General features: G+C 46.4%; 13 protein-coding genes and 4 pseudogenes. 14 read left to right on the forward strand and 3 right to left on the reverse strand.

Annotation, left to right across the window (positions count from 1 at the left end; all coding sequences use genetic code 11):
* From FEK47_RS23980 to FEK47_RS24015, 8 genes and pseudogenes are all read left to right on the forward strand, one after another.
* Window positions 1-1033: RHS repeat-associated core domain-containing protein (locus tag FEK47_RS23980; protein WP_240730987.1), on the forward strand; the 1033-nt coding region annotated here is incomplete at its 5' end.
* Window positions 1033-1359, forward strand: a complete 327-nt coding sequence (locus FEK47_RS23985; protein WP_135487035.1) for a hypothetical protein — start codon at window positions 1033-1035, stop codon at window positions 1357-1359. The genes FEK47_RS23980 and FEK47_RS23985, both read left to right, overlap by 1 nt.
* 30 nt (window positions 1360-1389) lie before the next feature.
* Window positions 1390-2982 (forward strand): annotated as a pseudogene (locus FEK47_RS23990) (RHS repeat domain-containing protein); the annotation flags it as partial.
* A gap of 14 nt (window positions 2983-2996) precedes the next feature.
* Window positions 2997-3398: a DUF6258 family protein gene (locus FEK47_RS23995; protein WP_000460276.1), complete on the forward strand. Its 402-nt coding sequence runs from the start codon at window positions 2997-2999 to the stop codon at window positions 3396-3398.
* 122 nt (window positions 3399-3520) lie between these two features.
* A pseudogene (locus FEK47_RS24000) lies at window positions 3521-4210 on the forward strand (RHS repeat-associated core domain-containing protein); the annotation flags it as partial.
* Complete coding sequence (locus FEK47_RS24005) at window positions 4207-4710, forward strand: hypothetical protein (protein ID WP_138183407.1); 504 nt, start codon at window positions 4207-4209, stop codon at window positions 4708-4710. The pseudogene FEK47_RS24000 and the gene FEK47_RS24005, both read left to right, overlap by 4 nt.
* Before the next feature lie 94 nt (window positions 4711-4804).
* A pseudogene (locus FEK47_RS24010) lies at window positions 4805-5119 on the forward strand (RHS repeat-associated core domain-containing protein); the annotation flags it as partial.
* Window positions 5120-6266: 1147 nt separating this feature from the next.
* Window positions 6267-7331, forward strand: a pseudogene (locus FEK47_RS24015) (ISAs1 family transposase); the annotation flags it as partial.
* A gap of 35 nt (window positions 7332-7366) precedes the next feature.
* Here the strand turns inward: FEK47_RS24015 and FEK47_RS24020 are convergent.
* Window positions 7367-8503 (reverse strand): HlyD family secretion protein, encoded by a 1137-nt coding sequence (locus FEK47_RS24020; RefSeq protein ID WP_000364939.1) that lies wholly within the window; start codon window positions 8501-8503, stop codon window positions 7367-7369.
* A 2-nt stretch (window positions 8504-8505) separates the two neighbouring features.
* On the reverse strand, window positions 8506-8868 hold the full coding sequence (locus FEK47_RS24025) for a DUF3302 domain-containing protein (protein WP_130215208.1): 363 nt from the start codon (window positions 8866-8868) through the stop codon (window positions 8506-8508).
* A gap of 535 nt (window positions 8869-9403) precedes the next feature.
* Between FEK47_RS24025 and mtlA the strand changes: the two genes are divergently transcribed.
* The 3 genes from mtlA to mtlR all read left to right on the forward strand — a co-directional run bounded on the left by mtlA (window position 9404) and on the right by mtlR (window position 13413).
* Entirely contained in the window at window positions 9404-11317 is a 1914-nt protein-coding gene (gene mtlA, locus FEK47_RS24030; RefSeq protein WP_135385261.1) for a PTS mannitol transporter subunit IICBA, read from the forward strand.
* 363 nt (window positions 11318-11680) lie between these two features.
* Window positions 11681-12826 (forward strand): mannitol-1-phosphate 5-dehydrogenase, encoded by a 1146-nt coding sequence (gene mtlD / locus FEK47_RS24035; RefSeq protein WP_130206670.1) that lies wholly within the window; start codon window positions 11681-11683, stop codon window positions 12824-12826.
* Complete coding sequence (gene mtlR / locus FEK47_RS24040) at window positions 12826-13413, forward strand: mannitol operon repressor MtlR (RefSeq protein ID WP_130206672.1); 588 nt, start codon at window positions 12826-12828, stop codon at window positions 13411-13413. The genes mtlD and mtlR overlap by 1 nt, the downstream gene beginning before the upstream one ends.
* Before the next feature lie 4 nt (window positions 13414-13417).
* Here the strand turns inward: mtlR and yibT are convergent, their stop codons facing one another.
* Window positions 13418-13627 (reverse strand): protein YibT, encoded by a 210-nt coding sequence (yibT, locus tag FEK47_RS24045; RefSeq protein WP_135410572.1) that lies wholly within the window; start codon window positions 13625-13627, stop codon window positions 13418-13420.
* 279 nt (window positions 13628-13906) lie between these two features.
* Here yibT and FEK47_RS24050 point away from each other — a divergent pair, with 279 nt between their 5' ends.
* The 3 genes from FEK47_RS24050 to FEK47_RS24060 form a co-directional block, all read left to right on the forward strand.
* Window positions 13907-14269, forward strand: a complete 363-nt coding sequence (locus FEK47_RS24050; protein ID WP_135487031.1) for a YibL family ribosome-associated protein — start codon at window positions 13907-13909, stop codon at window positions 14267-14269.
* Window positions 14270-14814: 545 nt separating this feature from the next.
* Window positions 14815-15498, forward strand: coding sequence for a DUF3251 domain-containing protein (locus tag FEK47_RS24055; RefSeq protein WP_138183408.1), 684 nt, complete (start codon window positions 14815-14817; stop codon window positions 15496-15498).
* 43 nt (window positions 15499-15541) lie between these two features.
* A partial coding sequence (locus FEK47_RS24060) for an ESPR-type extended signal peptide-containing protein (RefSeq protein ID WP_276609635.1) occupies window positions 15542-17197 on the forward strand: 1656 nt, incomplete at its 3' end.

Here is a 17197-nt window from a genome sequence, read left to right on the forward strand (position 1 = left end):
GCCACTCATCAGAGTTGAAACCGCCACCGGTGAACTGGCCAGAACGCAGCGCCGCAGCCTGGCGGATGCCCTTCAGCAGTCCGGCGGCGAAGACGGTGGCAGTGTGGTGTTCCCGCCGGTGCTGGTGCAGATGCTCGACCGGCTGGAAAGTGAAATCCTGGCTGACCGGGTGAGTGAGGAAAGCCGCCGCTGGCTGGCATCGTGCGGCCTGACGGTGGAGCAGATGCAAAACCAGATGGACCCGGTGTACACGCCGACGCGAAAAATCCACCTGTACCACTGCGACCATCGCGGCCTGCCGCTGGCCCTTATCAGCACGGAAGGGACAACAGCGTGGTACGCAGAATACGATGAATGGGGTAACCAGCTGAATGAAGAGAACCCGCATCAGCTGCAGCAGCTCATCCGCCTGCCGGGCCAGCAGTATGATGAGGAGTCCGGCCTGTATTACAACCGCCACCGCTATTATGACCCGCTGCAGGGGCGGTATATCACTCAGGATCCGATTGGGCTGAAGGGGGGATGGAATTTTTATCAGTATCCGTTGAATCCGATCTCAAATATAGATCCATTAGGATTAGAAACACTAAAATGCATTAAGCCACTGCATTCAATGGGCGGAACTGGTGAAAGAAGCGGTCCAGATATATGGGGGAATCCGTTCTATCATCAATATCTTTGTGTCCCAGATGGTAAAGGGGACTATACTTGTGGTGGCCAAGACCAACGGGGAGAATCAAAAGGAGATGGTCTATGGGGGCCAGGTAAAGCAAGTAATGACACAAAAGAAGCTGCTGGCCGTTGTGACCTCGTTGAAACCGATAATAGTTGTGTGGAGAACTGTTTAAAAGGGAAGTTTAAAGAGGTAAGGCCGCGTTATTCTGTATTGCCTGATATATTCACATCTATAAATTTAGGGCTATTTAAAAACTGCCAAGACTGGTCTAATGATGCTTTAGAAACATGTAAGATGAAGTGCTCCGGAAATAACATTGGACGCTTTATTAGATTTATATTCACCGGAGTGATGTAATGAAATGTATTATTTTTTCATTCAGAGCTATATGGCTGGCGTTATCACTTTTAATGCTATTCTTTTCCATGCATAGACTTTCACTATTAGACTCCACTCGTGATGTGAGTGAGTTAATTAGTCTCATGTCTTATGGAATGATGGTAATATGTTTTCCAACAGGCATAGTATTCTTTATTGCTCTAATATTTATAGGGAGTGTTTCAGACGTTATTGGCGTAAGAATTGATAGTAAGTATATTATGGCGATAATAATATGGCTTTATTTTCTGTCAGGAGGGTATATTCAATGGTTTGTATTAAGTAACCGCATTATAAACAAATAAATTAAGTTAATTGCTCTTATTATTATATGTAACCTGGACATTGATATCCCGTATGCAACAGACCCGGCAGGTAACCGCCTGCCCGACCCGGAGCTGCACCCGGACAGCACCCTCAGCATGTGGCCGGATAACCGTATCGCCCGTGACGCGCACTATCTTTACCGGTATGACCGTCACGGCAGGCTGACGGAGAAAACCGACCTCATCCCGGAAGGGGTTATCCGCACGGATGATGAGCGGACTCACCGGTACCATTACGACAGCCAGCACCGGCTGGTGCACTACACGCGGACACAATATGCAGAGCCGCTGGTCGAAAGTCGCTATCTTTACGACCCGCTGGGCCGCAGGGTGGCAAAACGGGTGTGGCGGCGTGCACGGGACCTGACGGGCTGGATGTCGCTGTCACGGAAACCGGAAGAGACCTGGTACGGCAGGAACGGCGACCGGCTGACCACGATACAGAACGACAGAACCCGCATCCAGACGATTTATCAGCCGGGGAGCTTCACGCCACTCATCAGAGTTGAAACTGCCACCGGTGAACTGGCGAAAACGCAGCGCCGCAGCCTGGCGGATGCCCTTCAGCAGTCCGGCGGTGAAGACGGTGGCAGTGTGGTGTTCCCGCCGGTGCTGGTGCAGATGCTCGACCGGCTGGAAAGTGAAATCCGGGCTGACCGGGTGAGTGAGGAAAGCCGCCGCTGGCTGGCATCGTGCGGCCTGACGGTGGCGCAGATGAAAAACCAGATGGACCCGGTGTACACGCCGGCGCGAAAAATTCACCTGTACCACTGCGACCATCGCGGCCTGCCGCTGGCGCTTATCAGCGCGGAAGGGGCTACAGAATGGTGCGCAGAATACGATGAATGGGGCAACCTGCTGAATGAAGAGAACCCGCACCAGCTGCAGCAGCTTATCCGCCTGCCGGGGCAGCAGTATGATGAGGAGTCCGGCCTGTATTACAACCGCCACCGCTATTATGACCCGCTGCAGGGGCGATATATCACTCAGGATCCGATTGGACTGAAGGGGGGATGGAATTTTTATCAGTATCCGTTGAATCCGGTTCAGTATATAGACCCTTTGGGATTAGATCTATTATCATTACCTTCTGCCAGACAAAAACCTGTAAGTCAATCCTGTACTATTGATCCTATAACACAACAACCTGTTGGTAGGTTTATAGGTGATTCTAAAGGCAATATTATGGTTGAACCGGTAGGTGGCAGAACAATCCCGTATCCCCCCAGTAATCCAGGAAGTGCAGATACTCACACTCTTTATCAGAATAATTCAAATGCTTATAGGCTTAATCCAATAGGGCATGCAAACAATTCAACACCACATGCACATTTACCAGGAACAGGTAGCGGTATGAAAGGCCAAGGTCCATCCCTTGATGTTAATGGTCGCGTTGTACCATGGAATAGTAGTGCCGCACATATCGGTATTAGATCACTCGGTACACTAAGCTTTTTTAGTTCTGTTTTACATATGTTTACACTTAGATCATGTAGAGAGGGAACGTTTGGACAATGTTATTATGCTATGTATGTTGAAATGTCAACGGGAAGCAATCAAGATGAGGCTGATATAATGTGCGGAATGCCTGAGTATTTTTAGAATAGGGGGGTAATATGTTTGATAGAATATATCTTGGTGATCGAGCAATAAAAAAAATTGAATTTGATTTATGGAGTAAACAAATTAGAATTCAGGTTAATTTAATCTCAAGGATAGCCTATGGTACAACAGAATGGAATTTTTATGATAATGAAGACTTAGAAGATGGTTATTTGGTATTTTCAGATGTTAGTTTCTTCAATATAACTCCTAATGGCTCTATTCCAGATGATTATATAATTTCAATAATTACAGATAATGTCAATGTTGAATATTTTGAATCAACTATAGTTGCAGTTGGACAAATTCCAAATACAAATTCTGGAGACATTGATAATATTGGTGAGTGTCAAATTTTCATCAGGTATAAACACAGCTGGATTGAGAATAAATTCAAAGAAAAAATAATTGAATAACCATGTTATGTATAGACATTTTAGATGGAACGAACCAGAGGAAGGCATGCCTCCGACTTGGGTTATATGGGCACGGAGTTTTAGTGTAGTGAACTCAACGACGCAAACCGGATAACCTGTCGCTGGCGCTTATCAGCACGGAAGGGGCAACAGAATGGTACGCTGAATACGATGAATGGGGCAACCTGCTGAGTGAGGATAACCCGCATCAGCTGCAGCAGTTTATCCGGCTGCCGGGGCAGCAGTATGATGGGGAGTCCGGCCTGTATTACAACCGCCACCGCTATTATGATCTGCTGGAGGGGAGGTATATCACTCAGGATCAGATTGGGCTGAAGGGGGGATGGAGTTTTTATCAGTATCCGTTGAATCCGATCTCAGAGATAGACCCACAAGGGTTAAATCCGTTAATTCTTGGTGTTGTAGCACTGATGAGTTGCGGTTTGTTTTCATCAGGTGGTGTTATCCAAAGTGGGCAACAACGCAGAGATCAATATGGCCGTAAAGTTAATCCAGAAGCCGACAAATTAACAGATGAACATAAGTCAGGTGTAAATCCTGGAGGTAACTGTAGTCCCCAGAACCTGAGTGACTTACAAAATGAAAAAAACAGATTATGTAACCAGTCTAGAGCTTGCGCTCCTCAGATGCTGAGAAAAGAAATATTGAGACGGTACGAGATGAATTTGGCATGCGCTTCGGTCAGAAAGCAGATTAATAATCAGTGCTTTGGTGGTGGAGATAAGGCCCATATGGAAGAAGAGAATAAAGCATATAAGACAGCAGCTGATTGCAGTGGATTAATAAAATGAAAAAAATAATTTTCTCTAACGAGAGTGCAGTCTATGATGAACTTATGATTCATTTCCCATGCCAGCCATTACCTCATATTTCAAATGATATTACAGGGCTGGAGGAACTTGATATTGTATATAATTTTTTCCAAAAGAAACAATGGAATGAAATAGCCAACAATTTAAAAATAAAGGATGACTCTTATGCTTTAGAGTTAGGAATTACATTCCTCCCTGAGAAAGTATTCTGCTATTACATCCCTCTGTATATTTATGCCTCGTTGTTTAATAAGAATGATTTTTGGGTTTTTGAATCCGATTTTATTCAACAATATTTATGTCCTGAGTATCGGGATCACGATGATTTTTTGAATTTTGTTTTTAATTTTTCAGATATACAACTATCTATTATTGCACAATTTATGTCTTATGAATCAGACGCTGGATTCTTTTATGCAAGTAAAGCTTGTATGGATTTTTGGGAAGATTATTCACCTCTATTACATAAGAAAATTTAATCGTAAAAGGTATAAATAGTTTAATAAAAAAGTTGTCTAATTGTTGGAGTAGATGAAAAGTAAGATGACGTTGGCATATAGATCACTGCGAATAATCCACCTGTACCACTGCGACTATCGCGGCCTGTCGCTGGCCCTTATCAGCACGGAAGGGGCAACAGCGTGGTACGCAGAATACGATGAATGGGGCAACCTGCTGAATGAAGAGAACCCGCAACAGCTGCAGCAGCTCATCCGCCTGCCGGGTCAGCAGTATGATGATGAGTCCGGCCTGTATTACAACCGCCACCGCTATTATGACCCGTTGCAGGGGCGGTATATCACTCAGGATCCGATTGGGCTGAAGGGGGGATGGAATTTTTATCAGTATCCGTTGAATCCGACGACAACGGTTGATCCTCTTGGATTAAAATTTAACGTAGAAGGCGACCGGTCAGCTTTTGATTCTGCAATTGAATATTTGAAACAAGATGACGAGATGGAAAAAATAATTACGGCCCTTGAAAAGGATAAACGCACTATAGTAGTTAGTTGTAATAGTAATTATGATAACTCATTTATACGATGGTCAATGAGAATACACTGGGATCCCAAAGCCGCTCTATTGTGTACGGGAGTACAGAAAGATGGTAATTTTGATTTTAAAAATGACAATCTTGAGCCTGCAGTAGCATTAGGTCATGAAATAGCCCATGCAGCGGCTTATTTAAATGAAGAATATAGTGTCTATATGAAGCGATTAAATACACCTGATCCTATATATGATAACGCAGAGGAAAGAAGAGTAATAACAGGTATTGAGAAACATGTTGCACAAACATTAAAACAATGCGTTAGAAAAAACCACGGAGGAATAATTTACCATGTACCTTAACAATATACGGTGTAGTAGATATATTTGGTAAAGAGATCACCCCATCGAACCTGAATAAATGAAAATAGTTATATTTTATGAGTTTCTATCATCATTGAACAATCAGCACATAAGATAACTTCACCAAAAGCAGTTTAAACGATGGTAAGTTGTAGAAGTGGAAAAATTCGTCGGCATAGTTATTTTTTGTGACAAAATATTATGAAAAAATTATTTATGTTTTTAGCTTTGTTTTTATATATTAGTATGTTACGCGCAGAGGACGTAAAGAAAATCAGCACGTTATGCGATATAAACAATATAAGTAAAATGGAGATCATTTATTATCCTTCGTATATATTAACAAATACTGCAATGAATGAAATTCAGTTGAAAGACCGCTACGTTTATAAAATTGAGATTAATAACATACAAGAAAACCCTTTTCATAAGGAAATCGTTAAAATGCTTAATATTAATTATTTTAAGATGGACAATGATAATGATATAAGATGGGGGATTCATATAGTATCTAACAGTGAAAGAGTTTGTCAGTTATATTTTGACTCATTTGGTTCCTGTGGTAAATTGAATAGTATTAAAGTATGCTTTGAAAAAAACCATATTATAAAGTGGGTTAGCCATAATATACCATTGTTTATAAAATATGACGCACCATAACAGTGAATAAAATATTGGCAAAAAATCGAATGATATTCTACTCCTGATTATTTGTGTCATTATTTCCAGTGCCGAAGGTTGAGAGGATCTTGAAAATTATGACGAGACGTATCGCTATTTTCTGAAGCGATATGGTGATTACGAGAATGGAATTCCCATTTACGATATTATTACCAGGGTTGTGTACTGTATCAGTCCTGCAAAATTTCACGAATGCTTTATTAACTGGATGCGTGACTGCCATTCCTCAGATGATAAAGACGTCATCGCAATTGATGGAAAAACGCTCCGGTACTCTTATGACAAGCGTCGCCGCAAGGGAGCGATTCACGTTATTAGTGCTTTCTCAACAATGCACAGTCTGGTCATCGGACAGATCAAGACGGATGAGAAATCTAATGAGATTACAGCCATCCCTGAACTTCTTAACATGTTGGATATTAAAGGAAAAATCATCACAACTGATGCGATGGGGTGCCCAAAAGATATTGCAGAGAAGATACAAAAACAGGGAGGTGATTATTTATTCGCTGTAAAAGGAAACCAGGGGCGGCTAAATAAAGCCTTTGAGGAAAAATTTCCACTGAAAGAATTAAATAATCCAAAGCATGACAGTTACGCAATTAGTGAAAAGAGTCACGGCAGAGAAGAGATCCGTCTTCATATTGTTTGCGATGTCCCTGATGAACTTATTGATTTCACGTTTGAATGGAAAGGGCTGAAGAAATTATGCGTGGCAGTCTCCTTTCGGTCAATAATCGCAGAACAAAAGAAAGAGGCAGAAATGACGGTCAGATATTATATCAGTTCTGCTGATTTAACCGCAGAGAAGTTCGCCACAGCGATCCGAAATCACTGGCACGTGGAGAATAAGTTGCACTGGCACCTGGATGTGGTAATGAATGAAGACGACTGCAAAATAAAAAGAGGAAATGCAGCAGAATTATTTTCAGGGATACGGCACATCGCTATTAATATTTTGACGAAAGATAAGGTATTCAAGGCAGGGGTAAAACGTAAGATTCGAAAAGCAGCCATGGACAGAAACTACATGGTGTCAGTCCTTGCAGGGAGCGGGCGTTCGTAATCTTGCCCTGGTGATTGTGCCCAGCCCCTCTCCCCTCAATGATCCAAATAAAGATAATGCATCCAGCTGGTCATTCTTAGCAGTACCTTCCGCATCACCGAAACATGGCTGAAATGGTCGGAGTAAACTGCCACCTGGGCGTAGATGCCGTCGGGTAAGGCATCGATATCATCGTTAGGGTCCAGTTCAATGGTCCCCAGCACACCGTCCGTGCCGGGCACGACCGTTAATGATTGCAATACCCCCTGCGCCTGATAAGAACCGCCTGGCACGACAGGTAAAATACTGGTCAGTTTGCCGTGGAACACCTGCCCAGGTAGCGCGTTAAACACTACTTCCGCATCATCGCCGGGTTTCAGACGTAACAGCGAGTTTTGCCGAAATTGGGCGACAATTTGCCGTTTTTGCTCGGGGATGAAGACCATCACCGGACGCAGCGGCAAGGCAGCTGCGTATGTACCTGGGCGGATCAGTACCTGAGTAACGTAGCCGTTGCTCGGCGCGCGAATGACAGTCTGCTCAAGATTATATTTTGCTTCAGTAAGTTGCGCTCTTAAGCTCACAATCTGCGATTGCTCGCCGTTAACCATGCTGTCGAGCTGGCTCTGGATCTGTGCCTGCTCCGCCACCGAGCCTTTCACTAACGCATCCTGCGCGAGAAAATTCTGCCGCGCATCGTCGATATCACGTTCCGAGAACGGATTCACTGCCGCCTGGCTGCCTTTCAGGTAGCGTTGATAATTTTTAAACAGCCGATCGCGCTCCGCTGAAACCTGAGTGGTGTTAGCCTGCGCTTCAGTGAGCTGCGCCCGCAGCGTTTTGATGTTATGCGTCGCCGTCATCAGATCAGCCTGAAGTCTGTCTACTCGCGCCTGGTAACGTACCGGGTCGAGCTTAAAAAGCACCTCGCCCTTCTGAATAAGCTGATTATTTTTATCGGTGACTTCAGTCACGATCCCCGTCACCTGTGGCGTAATGGGGATAGCTATCACTGCCTTTTGCGCGGTAAAAGTGTAAGGATGGTTGTAGTTCATCAACAAAATCAGACCACTCACCAGAAATACGCCACCCAGCGCCGCCGTCGCCAACGTCCACTGATTCACCGGAATGCGGAAGATTTTAAAGACCGCCCACGCCAGCGCCACGTAAGTTAAGACAATCAACAGATCCATGATTAGATCTCCGGAAACGTGGAGTAGTCAGGTTTTTTCTCGGCGGCGAGTTGATGTTCCAGCCGGGAGATACGGTCAGAAAGCGCAGCGATGTCCGGATCAGGCGCCCTCTCTTGCGGCGTAGTATGCGACTGCATGCCCCAGCCGCGCTCTGGCTGGTAGAGCGTCGCCCAGATCCACAGGAACGGCCAGATAACGTGCAGAGTAAACAGGCTCACCCAGCCCGCCGTATGAATAGCGTCGGCATGGGGATGGTTGCGCTTTTTGGCAATCAGATAAGGGATGTCATGTATCGCGATGATTCCATAAAAAATCACCAGAAAGACGAAGATCAGCACTCCCAACGCGAAGTAGTTTAGAAACATATCTGCCTCGGATTCACGTTTATCAGTGTTGTTTTTGGCTGGCAGCCAGAGGGGAGTCAGGCTGATTATTTGACAATAATCCGGGTTTGCGATTCTCGCCATAACACCGAAGAATAATTTTTAGATGTGATGAGTTGCTTAGTTACATAACGAATTTATGACTAAGGAATAACATGCTGTAGATCACATCAGGTAAACGCCGTAAGAAAATATCTTGTGATTTAGATCACAAAGATTCAACAAACCGTCAAAACAAAAATGTGACGTTACTCACATTTAAATGCCATTTTTAGCGAAAATCGCCGTCTTGTTGCTTTTTTACACAAGCGTTTTGTGATGAACATCACGTCAATTACCTCTCTACCCCCTATATTTATGTGACTGACATCACACAAAAGGCCATCAACTGGACAGTTAACCGATTCAGTGCCAGATTTCGCAGTATCTACAAGGTCCGGCTACCTCTGCCGCCACATTAACAAAAAACCTCGGGCTTCCAGCCTGCGCGACAGCAAACATAAGAAGGGGTGTTTTTATGTCATCCGATATTAAGATCAAAGTGCAAAGCTTTGGTCGTTTCCTCAGCAACATGGTGATGCCGAATATCGGCGCGTTTATCGCGTGGGGTATCATCACCGCGTTATTTATTCCAACAGGGTGGTTACCGAACGAAACGCTGGCGAAGCTGGTCGGGCCGATGATCACCTATCTCCTGCCGCTGCTGATCGGTTATACCGGTGGTAAGTTGGTAGGCGGCGAACGTGGCGGCGTAGTCGGTGCCATCACCACCATGGGCGTTATCGTCGGCGCAGATATGCCGATGTTCCTCGGTTCTATGATTGCAGGTCCGCTGGGTGGCTGGTGCATTAAGCATTTCGACCGCTGGGTAGACGGTAAAATCAAATCCGGTTTTGAGATGCTGGTGAACAACTTCTCTGCCGGTATCATGGGGATGATCCTCGCTATTCTGGCATTCATGGGGATTGGTCCGCTGGTTGAAGCCCTGTCCAAAATGCTGGCTGCGGGCGTTAACTTCATGGTTGTCCATGACATGCTGCCGCTGGCGTCCATCTTTGTTGAGCCAGCGAAAATCCTGTTCCTCAACAACGCCATTAACCACGGTATCTTCTCGCCGTTGGGTATTCAGCAGTCCCATGAGATGGGCAAATCCATCTTCTTCCTGATTGAAGCTAACCCAGGTCCAGGTATGGGCGTGCTGCTGGCGTACATGTTCTTCGGTCGTGGTAGCGCTAAACAGTCTGCGGGCGGTGCGGCAATCATCCACTTCCTGGGTGGTATCCACGAAATTTACTTCCCGTATGTGTTGATGAATCCGCGTCTGATTCTGGCCGTTATCCTCGGCGGTATGACTGGCGTGTTCACGCTGACTATTCTGGGCGGTGGTCTGGTTTCTCCGGCATCTCCGGGTTCTATCCTCGCGGTACTGGCAATGACGCCAAAAGGTGCTTACTTCGCTAACATCGCGGGTGTGTGTGCGGCGATGGCAGTGTCCTTCGTTGTCTCTGCTATTTTGCTGAAAACCAGCAAAGTAAAAGAAGAAGATGATATTGAAGCTGCAGCACGTCGCGTTCAGGAAATGAAAGCTGAGTCTAAAGGCGCGTCTCCGCTGTCTGCTGGCGATGTGACTAACGACCTGAGCCACGTACGTAAAATCATCGTTGCCTGTGACGCCGGTATGGGTTCCAGTGCGATGGGCGCAGGTGTGCTGCGTAAGAAAATTCAGGATGCGGGTCTGTCGCAGATTTCAGTTACCAACAGCGCGATCAACAACCTGCCGCCGGATGTGGACCTGGTCATCACTCACCGTGATCTGACCGAACGCGCTATGCGCCAGGTTCCGCAGGCACAGCATATTTCGCTGACTAACTTCCTCGATAGCGGCCTGTACACCAGCCTGACTGAACGTCTGGTTGCTGCCCAGCGTCATACTGAAAACGAAGAGAAAGTAAAAGACAGCCTGAAAGACAGCTTTGACGATTCCAGCGCCAACCTGTTTAAGCTCGGTGCAGAGAACATCTTCCTCGGTCGCAAAGCGGCCACCAAAGAAGAAGCGATTCGTTTTGCTGGCGAGCAGCTGGTGAAAGGCGGTTATGTTGAGCCGGAATACGTACAGGCGATGCTGGATCGTGAAAAACTGACCCCGACTTATCTGGGTGAGTCTATCGCCGTGCCGCACGGTACGGTTGAAGCGAAAGATCGCGTGCTGAAAACGGGCGTGGTGTTCTGCCAGTATCCGGAAGGCGTGCGCTTCGGTGAAGAAGAAGATGACATTGCCCGCCTGGTGATTGGTATTGCAGCCCGTAACAACGAGCACATTCAGGTTATCACCAGCCTGACCAACGCACTGGATGATGAGTCTGTCATCGAGCGTCTGGCACACACTACCAGCGTGGATGAAGTGCTGGAACTGCTGGCAGGTCGTAAGTAACCCAATCCCACCCTCTCCACATGGAGACGGTGGGGCTGATTGCCTGATGCGCTTCGCTTATCAGGCCTACAAAACAAAGCACAGTTTGTTGAATTTGCACGTTCTTGTAGGCCGGATAAGGCGTTTACGCCGCATCCGGCGCTGCCCCTCTCCACATGGAGAAGGTAGGCTGATTGCCTGATGCGCTTCGCTTATCAGGCCTACAAAACAAAGCGCAGTTTGTTGAATTTGCACGTTCTTGTAGGCCGGATAAGGCGTTTACGCCGCATCCGGCGCTGCCCCTCTCCACATGGAGAGGGTTTGGGTGAGGGAAATGCCTCACCCCAGCCCTCTCGGGTAAAAACATTGATGAAGGTTAATACTATGAAAGCATTACATTTTGGCGCAGGTAATATCGGTCGTGGCTTTATCGGTAAACTGCTGGCAGACGCGGGTATCCAACTGACGTTTGCCGATGTAAATCAGGTGGTGCTTGATGCCCTGAATGCCCGTCATAGCTATCAGGTTCATGTGGTCGGCGAAACCGAGCAGGTGGATACCGTTTCCGGTGTAAATGCCGTCAGCAGCATTGGTGATGATGTCGTTGATCTGATTGCTCAGGTTGATTTAGTCACTACCGCCGTTGGCCCGGTCGTGCTGGAACGTATAGCTCCTGCCATCGCCAAAGGGCTGGTGAAACGTAAAGAACAAGGTAATGAATCCCCGCTGAACATCATCGCCTGTGAAAACATGGTACGCGGCACCACGCAGCTGAAAGGCCATGTGATGAACGCCCTGCCGGAAGACGCCAAAGCGTGGGTAGAAGAGCATGTTGGCTTTGTCGATTCCGCCGTTGACCGCATCGTACCGCCTTCCGCTTCTGCAACTAACGATCCGCTGGAAGTGACAGTCGAAACCTTCAGCGAATGGATTGTCGATAAAACCCAGTTCAAAGGCACACTGCCGAACATCCCAGGTATGGAATTAACAGACAACCTGATGGCATTTGTCGAGCGTAAACTCTTCACCCTGAACACAGGTCATGCTATAACCGCGTACCTCGGAAAACTGGCGGGCCATCAGACCATTCGTGATGCGATTCTCGACGAGAAAATCCGTGCAGTGGTAAAAGGTGCGATGGAAGAAAGCGGCGCTGTGCTGATCAAGCGCTATGGCTTTGATGCTGACAAACATGCAGCGTACATCCAGAAAATCCTCGGTCGTTTTGAAAATCCGTATCTGAAGGATGATGTGGAGCGTGTAGGGCGTCAGCCACTGCGTAAACTGAGCGCTGGCGATCGTCTGGTAAAACCGCTGTTGGGTACGCTGGAGTACGGTTTGCCGCACAAAAACCTGATTGAAGGTATCGCCGCCGCGATGCATTTCCGTAGTGAAGATGATCCGCAGGCGCAGGAACTGGCGGCACTGATTACCGAGAAAGGCCCGCAGGAAGCGCTGGCGCAAATTTCCGGGCTTGATGCTAACAGCGAGGTAGTCGCCGAAGCAGTCACGGCTTATAACGCAAAATAATGGTAGACCAGGCGCAGAAAACCCTGCGCCTGAATAACAGATTGTCAGATATGCAGGCAACAATGGAACAAACCCAGGCCTTTGAAAACCGTGTGCTTGAGCGTCTGAATGCTGGCAAAACCGTGCGAAGCTTTTTGATCACCGCCGTTGATCTCCTGACCGAGGCGGTGAATCTTCTGGTGCTTCAGGTATTCCGCAAAGACGATTACGCGGTGAAGTATGCTGTAGAACCGTTACTCGACGGCGATGGTCCGCTGGGCGACCTTTCCGTGCGCTTAAAGCTGATTTATGGGCTTGGCGTGATTAGCCGCAACGAATATGAAGATGCGGAACTCTTGATGGCGCTGCGTGAAGAGCTAAATCACGACGGTAACGAATACGCCTTTACCGATGATGAAATTATTGGGCCATTTGGCGAGCTGCACTGCGTGGCGGCGATCCCACCGCCGCCACAATTTGAACCAACGGATTCCAGTTTGTATGCGATGCAAATTCAGCGTTACCAGCAAGCTGTGCGTTCAACAATGGTCCTTTCACTGACAGAGCTGATTTCCAAAATCAGCTTAAAAAAAGCCTTTCAAAAGTAAGCGATTACTGCTTCTCAACCTGCTTCGGCCGATAAAGCCGACGATAATACTCCAGACGTTGCAGATATAACGGCACGCTTTCCTCAGGTATACCGGACGGAATAGCGTCGCGGGGAGGAAGCTTTTTCAGATACTCCCGGAACGCCTGGCTTGATGCCATAAAATCTACGGCTTTGTCGATCAGATGCGGAACGTTTTCACCTAATTTGCCCATGATATTATCTCCGTATCACCCCGCGCTGGGAATGCGCGGCCGCCAATTTTAGTTTAGGATCCTAGTAAAGAAGGGATTAAGGAAAACGTGCTTAATCCTCTATGTTCATCCTCACCGGTAATCTTTTTCTTTTAATTTTATTACAAATCAAAATATTACATGGTTTTTGAGTATGTAAATGGTTGCAAGGAAGAACTATTACAACACCATCAGTTGTGAACAAAGCACCCCGTCGCGCATACTAGGGACTATAAATTTATCTTTATCAGAAGCCATCACATGAAAGAAGTCGAAAAAAACGAAATCAAACGTCTCAGCGATCGCCTGGACGCCATCCGCCATCAGCAAGCCGATCTGTCACTGGTTGAAGCCGCTGACAAATATGCCGAGCTGGAAAAAGAAAAAGCCACCCTGGAAGCGGAAATTGCCCGCCTGCGTGAAGTTCACAGCCAGAAACTCAGTAAAGAAGCGCAAAAACTGATGAAGATGCCGTTCCAGCGCGCGATTACTAAAAAAGAGCAAGCTGATATGGGCAAACTGAAGAAGAGCGTTCGCGGACTGGTCATTGTGCACCCGATGACCGCACTGGGCCGTGAAATGGACCTGCAAGAGATGACCGGGTTCTCTAAGACCGCGTTTTAAGTCCCATCGGTCGATATAACTAAAGTTTCCGCATTTTTATTCGCTCCTGCTGGCACAGGCAGGAGCATATTTCAAACATCGAAATCTATTAACATTATATTTTCAATTCTCTCCACCCACCTGAATAATTTTAGCAGGCTAAAATCTGAAAATATGTTGCGCAATAAAGCGTGATATATAATTGACAATTATCAATACTGGCATGAATATGCTTATATCATAACTATTTATTTATATCCTCCAATTCAAGCCACCCTTATCACCATAAAACATCCACCATACAAATATTAGAATTTGACTTTTTCTTACCTTATTCCTTTAAAAATTTGACATCAATTGATACCGATCATTAGAATCCGCGCGATTAATATCATTACTCGCAACAAACTAAAATATTTCAACATTTAATAACACATTCACAATGACGATCGATTAAAAAACATTATAAATATTTATTGCGAATGTATTTCACTTAAACAATTCACAGAACAAATGACTGTAGAGTAATTATCAACGCGTCAGGATTATGAAAAGGAATTCATCCTATGAGCCTAAAAAAAACACTATTAAGCGTGTTAATGATATCGCCACTCTGCATGTTGACAGGGTGTGACTATATTGAAAATGTGAACTCAATAGACGATCTTGCCAAACAGCAAGCATCACAAAAAAGTAAAATAGAGGCGCTCGAGAAACAACAAGAACAATATGAAAATAAAATAGAAACTCTTGAAAAACAACAAAATACAATCATAAGTGGCACCAGAGTGCTTGCTGGCGTAGTGAAAGCGGTTAAAGACAAACAGGACGAATTTGTCTTCACGGAATTTAACCCAGCACAAACACAATACTTCATTTTAAATAACGGCTCTGTCGGTTTGGCAGGTCGGGTGCTGGCTATTGATGCGGTTGAAAACGGCAGCGTTATTCGTATTTCACTAGTCAATCTATTAAGCGTTCCAGTATCAAATATTGGCTTTCATGCAACATGGGGCAATGAAAGGCCCACCGATGCCAAAGCTCTGGCTAAATGGCAACAACTACTTTTTAACACCACCTTGAACTCCACTCTGCAATTAATGCCTGGTCAATGGCAAGACATTAATCTGACGTTAAAAGGCGTTTCGCCTAATAACCTGAAGTATCTGAAGTTGTCCATCAATATGGCCAATCTCCAGTTCGACACGGTCCAACCTGCTGAAATTCGGCAGCGAAAAAGCAAAAAATAAATGCAGCTTCTGCGCTTATATCAAGGAATAGAGAGCATCAAGAATGAACAAAATTTTTAAAGTTATCTGGAATCCGGCGACGGGCAGTTACAGCGTTGCCAGCGAAACGGCGAAAAGCCGTGGCAAGAAATCCGGGCGCAGTAAGCTGTTAATTTCTGCTGTGGTTGCTGGGGGGTTGTTGTCGTCATTTGGGGCGCTGGCAAATGCCGGGAATGACACTGGTCAGGGAGCTGATTACGGCGATGGCTCAGCAGGTGACGGCTGGGTTGCAATCGGTAAAGGGGCAAAAGCAAATACCTTTATCAACACAAGTGGTGCGAGTACAGCTTTAGGTTATGAGGCTATAGCTGAAGGTGAGTATAGCTCTGCCATCGGGTCAAAAACCCATGCGATAGGTGGCGCATCAATGGCCTTTGGGGTTAGTGCAATATCAGAAGGCGATAGAAGTATCGCGCTGGGTGCATCTTCGTATTCATTCGGCCAATACTCAATGGCCCTGGGCCGTTATTCCAAGGCGATGGGGAAATGGTCTATAGCGATGGGGGATAGCTCCAAAGCGGATGGAGCAAGCGCCATTGCGCTGGGAAATGTCGCTAAAGCGGCTGGTATTATGAGCATCGGTCTCGGTGATAATGCCAATGCTTCAAAAGATTATGCTATGGCACTGGGAGCAAGTAGTGAGGCTTCTGCAGAAAACGCGATTGCAGTAGGGCGCAGCAGTCTAGCTAACGGTGCTGACAGCCTCGCTTTAGGCAGACTGTCACTTGCCAGTGCAGCGAATGCCATTGCGATGGGTGCAGAGAGCGAAGCCGCTGAAAATGCGACGGCTGTAGGTACTAACGCGAAAGCTCGAGGCAAAAACAGTCTGGCATTAGGTGCAAACAGTAATTCAACAGGTGAAGGTTCTGTTGCCCTGGGATATACAGCAACCGCCACTGGCGCAAATGCTCTTGCCTTTGGGCAAAATGCGCAAGCGTCAAACACAAACACCATTGCATTAGGCCAAAACAGCATCGCATCAACCGCAAATGCTATTGCGATCGGGACAGGTAGTGACGCGAATGGCACAAACAGTCTTGCATTGGGAAGTTTATCCTCTGCAGGGGGGAATAATTCCGTCGCGATTGGTGCAAACTCTACGGCAGGTGAAGACAACGTAGTGTCGGTAGGCTCTGGTTCAGCACAGCGTCGCATCGTCAATATGGCGGCAGGTACAATCTCAACAGACAGTAAAGAAGCCATTAACGGTTCACAGCTTTACGCCATTAGCCGGTCGGTAGCAGACAGGTTGGGAGGCGGAGCAGATGTAGCCGGTAACGGAACAATAATGGGGATGTCTTATAAACTGAAGAAAAAGAATTTCAATAACGTTGGTGAAGCACTCCAGTATCTGGACAATGAAACCCTGCACTGGGACTCATCTAATGAGGCTTTCAGTGCCAGTTATATTGTCAAAAATGCCGATGGCACGATAGCCAAGACCGTAGCAGAAAACAAAATCATCAATGTGCAAGATGGCATCATTTCAGAAACCAGTAAAGACGCGGTTAACGGCTCTCAATTATATGATCTGAAGCAAGACTCTTTGCTTTGGAATGATACAGCGAAAGCATTCAGCGCCGCGCACGGCACCGATGCCGCCAGCAAAATCACCAACGTACTGGCAGGCACAGTTTCCACCACCAGCACCGATGCCATT

Source organism: Escherichia sp. E3659, assembly GCF_005781135.1.
Classification (GTDB): domain Bacteria; phylum Pseudomonadota; class Gammaproteobacteria; order Enterobacterales; family Enterobacteriaceae; genus Escherichia.

Coding starts and splice junctions, on each gene's coding strand:
- mtlR (WP_130206672.1), top strand. CDS start 12,826: ATGGTAGACCAGGCGCAGAAAACCCTGCGCCTGAATAACAGATTGTCA.
- mtlD (WP_130206670.1), top strand. CDS start 11,681: ATGAAAGCATTACATTTTGGCGCAGGTAATATCGGTCGTGGCTTTATC.
- mtlA (WP_135385261.1), top strand. CDS start 9,404: ATGTCATCCGATATTAAGATCAAAGTGCAAAGCTTTGGTCGTTTCCTC.
- FEK47_RS24055 (WP_138183408.1), top strand. CDS start 14,815: ATGAGCCTAAAAAAAACACTATTAAGCGTGTTAATGATATCGCCACTC.
- yibT (WP_135410572.1), bottom strand. CDS start 13,627: ATGGGCAAATTAGGTGAAAACGTTCCGCATCTGATCGACAAAGCCGTA.
- FEK47_RS24005 (WP_138183407.1), top strand. CDS start 4,207: ATGAAAAAAATAATTTTCTCTAACGAGAGTGCAGTCTATGATGAACTT.
- FEK47_RS23985 (WP_135487035.1), top strand. CDS start 1,033: ATGAAATGTATTATTTTTTCATTCAGAGCTATATGGCTGGCGTTATCA.
- FEK47_RS24020 (WP_000364939.1), bottom strand. CDS start 8,503: ATGGATCTGTTGATTGTCTTAACTTACGTGGCGCTGGCGTGGGCGGTC.
- FEK47_RS24050 (WP_135487031.1), top strand. CDS start 13,907: ATGAAAGAAGTCGAAAAAAACGAAATCAAACGTCTCAGCGATCGCCTG.
- FEK47_RS23995 (WP_000460276.1), top strand. CDS start 2,997: ATGTTTGATAGAATATATCTTGGTGATCGAGCAATAAAAAAAATTGAA.
- FEK47_RS24025 (WP_130215208.1), bottom strand. CDS start 8,868: ATGTTTCTAAACTACTTCGCGTTGGGAGTGCTGATCTTCGTCTTTCTG.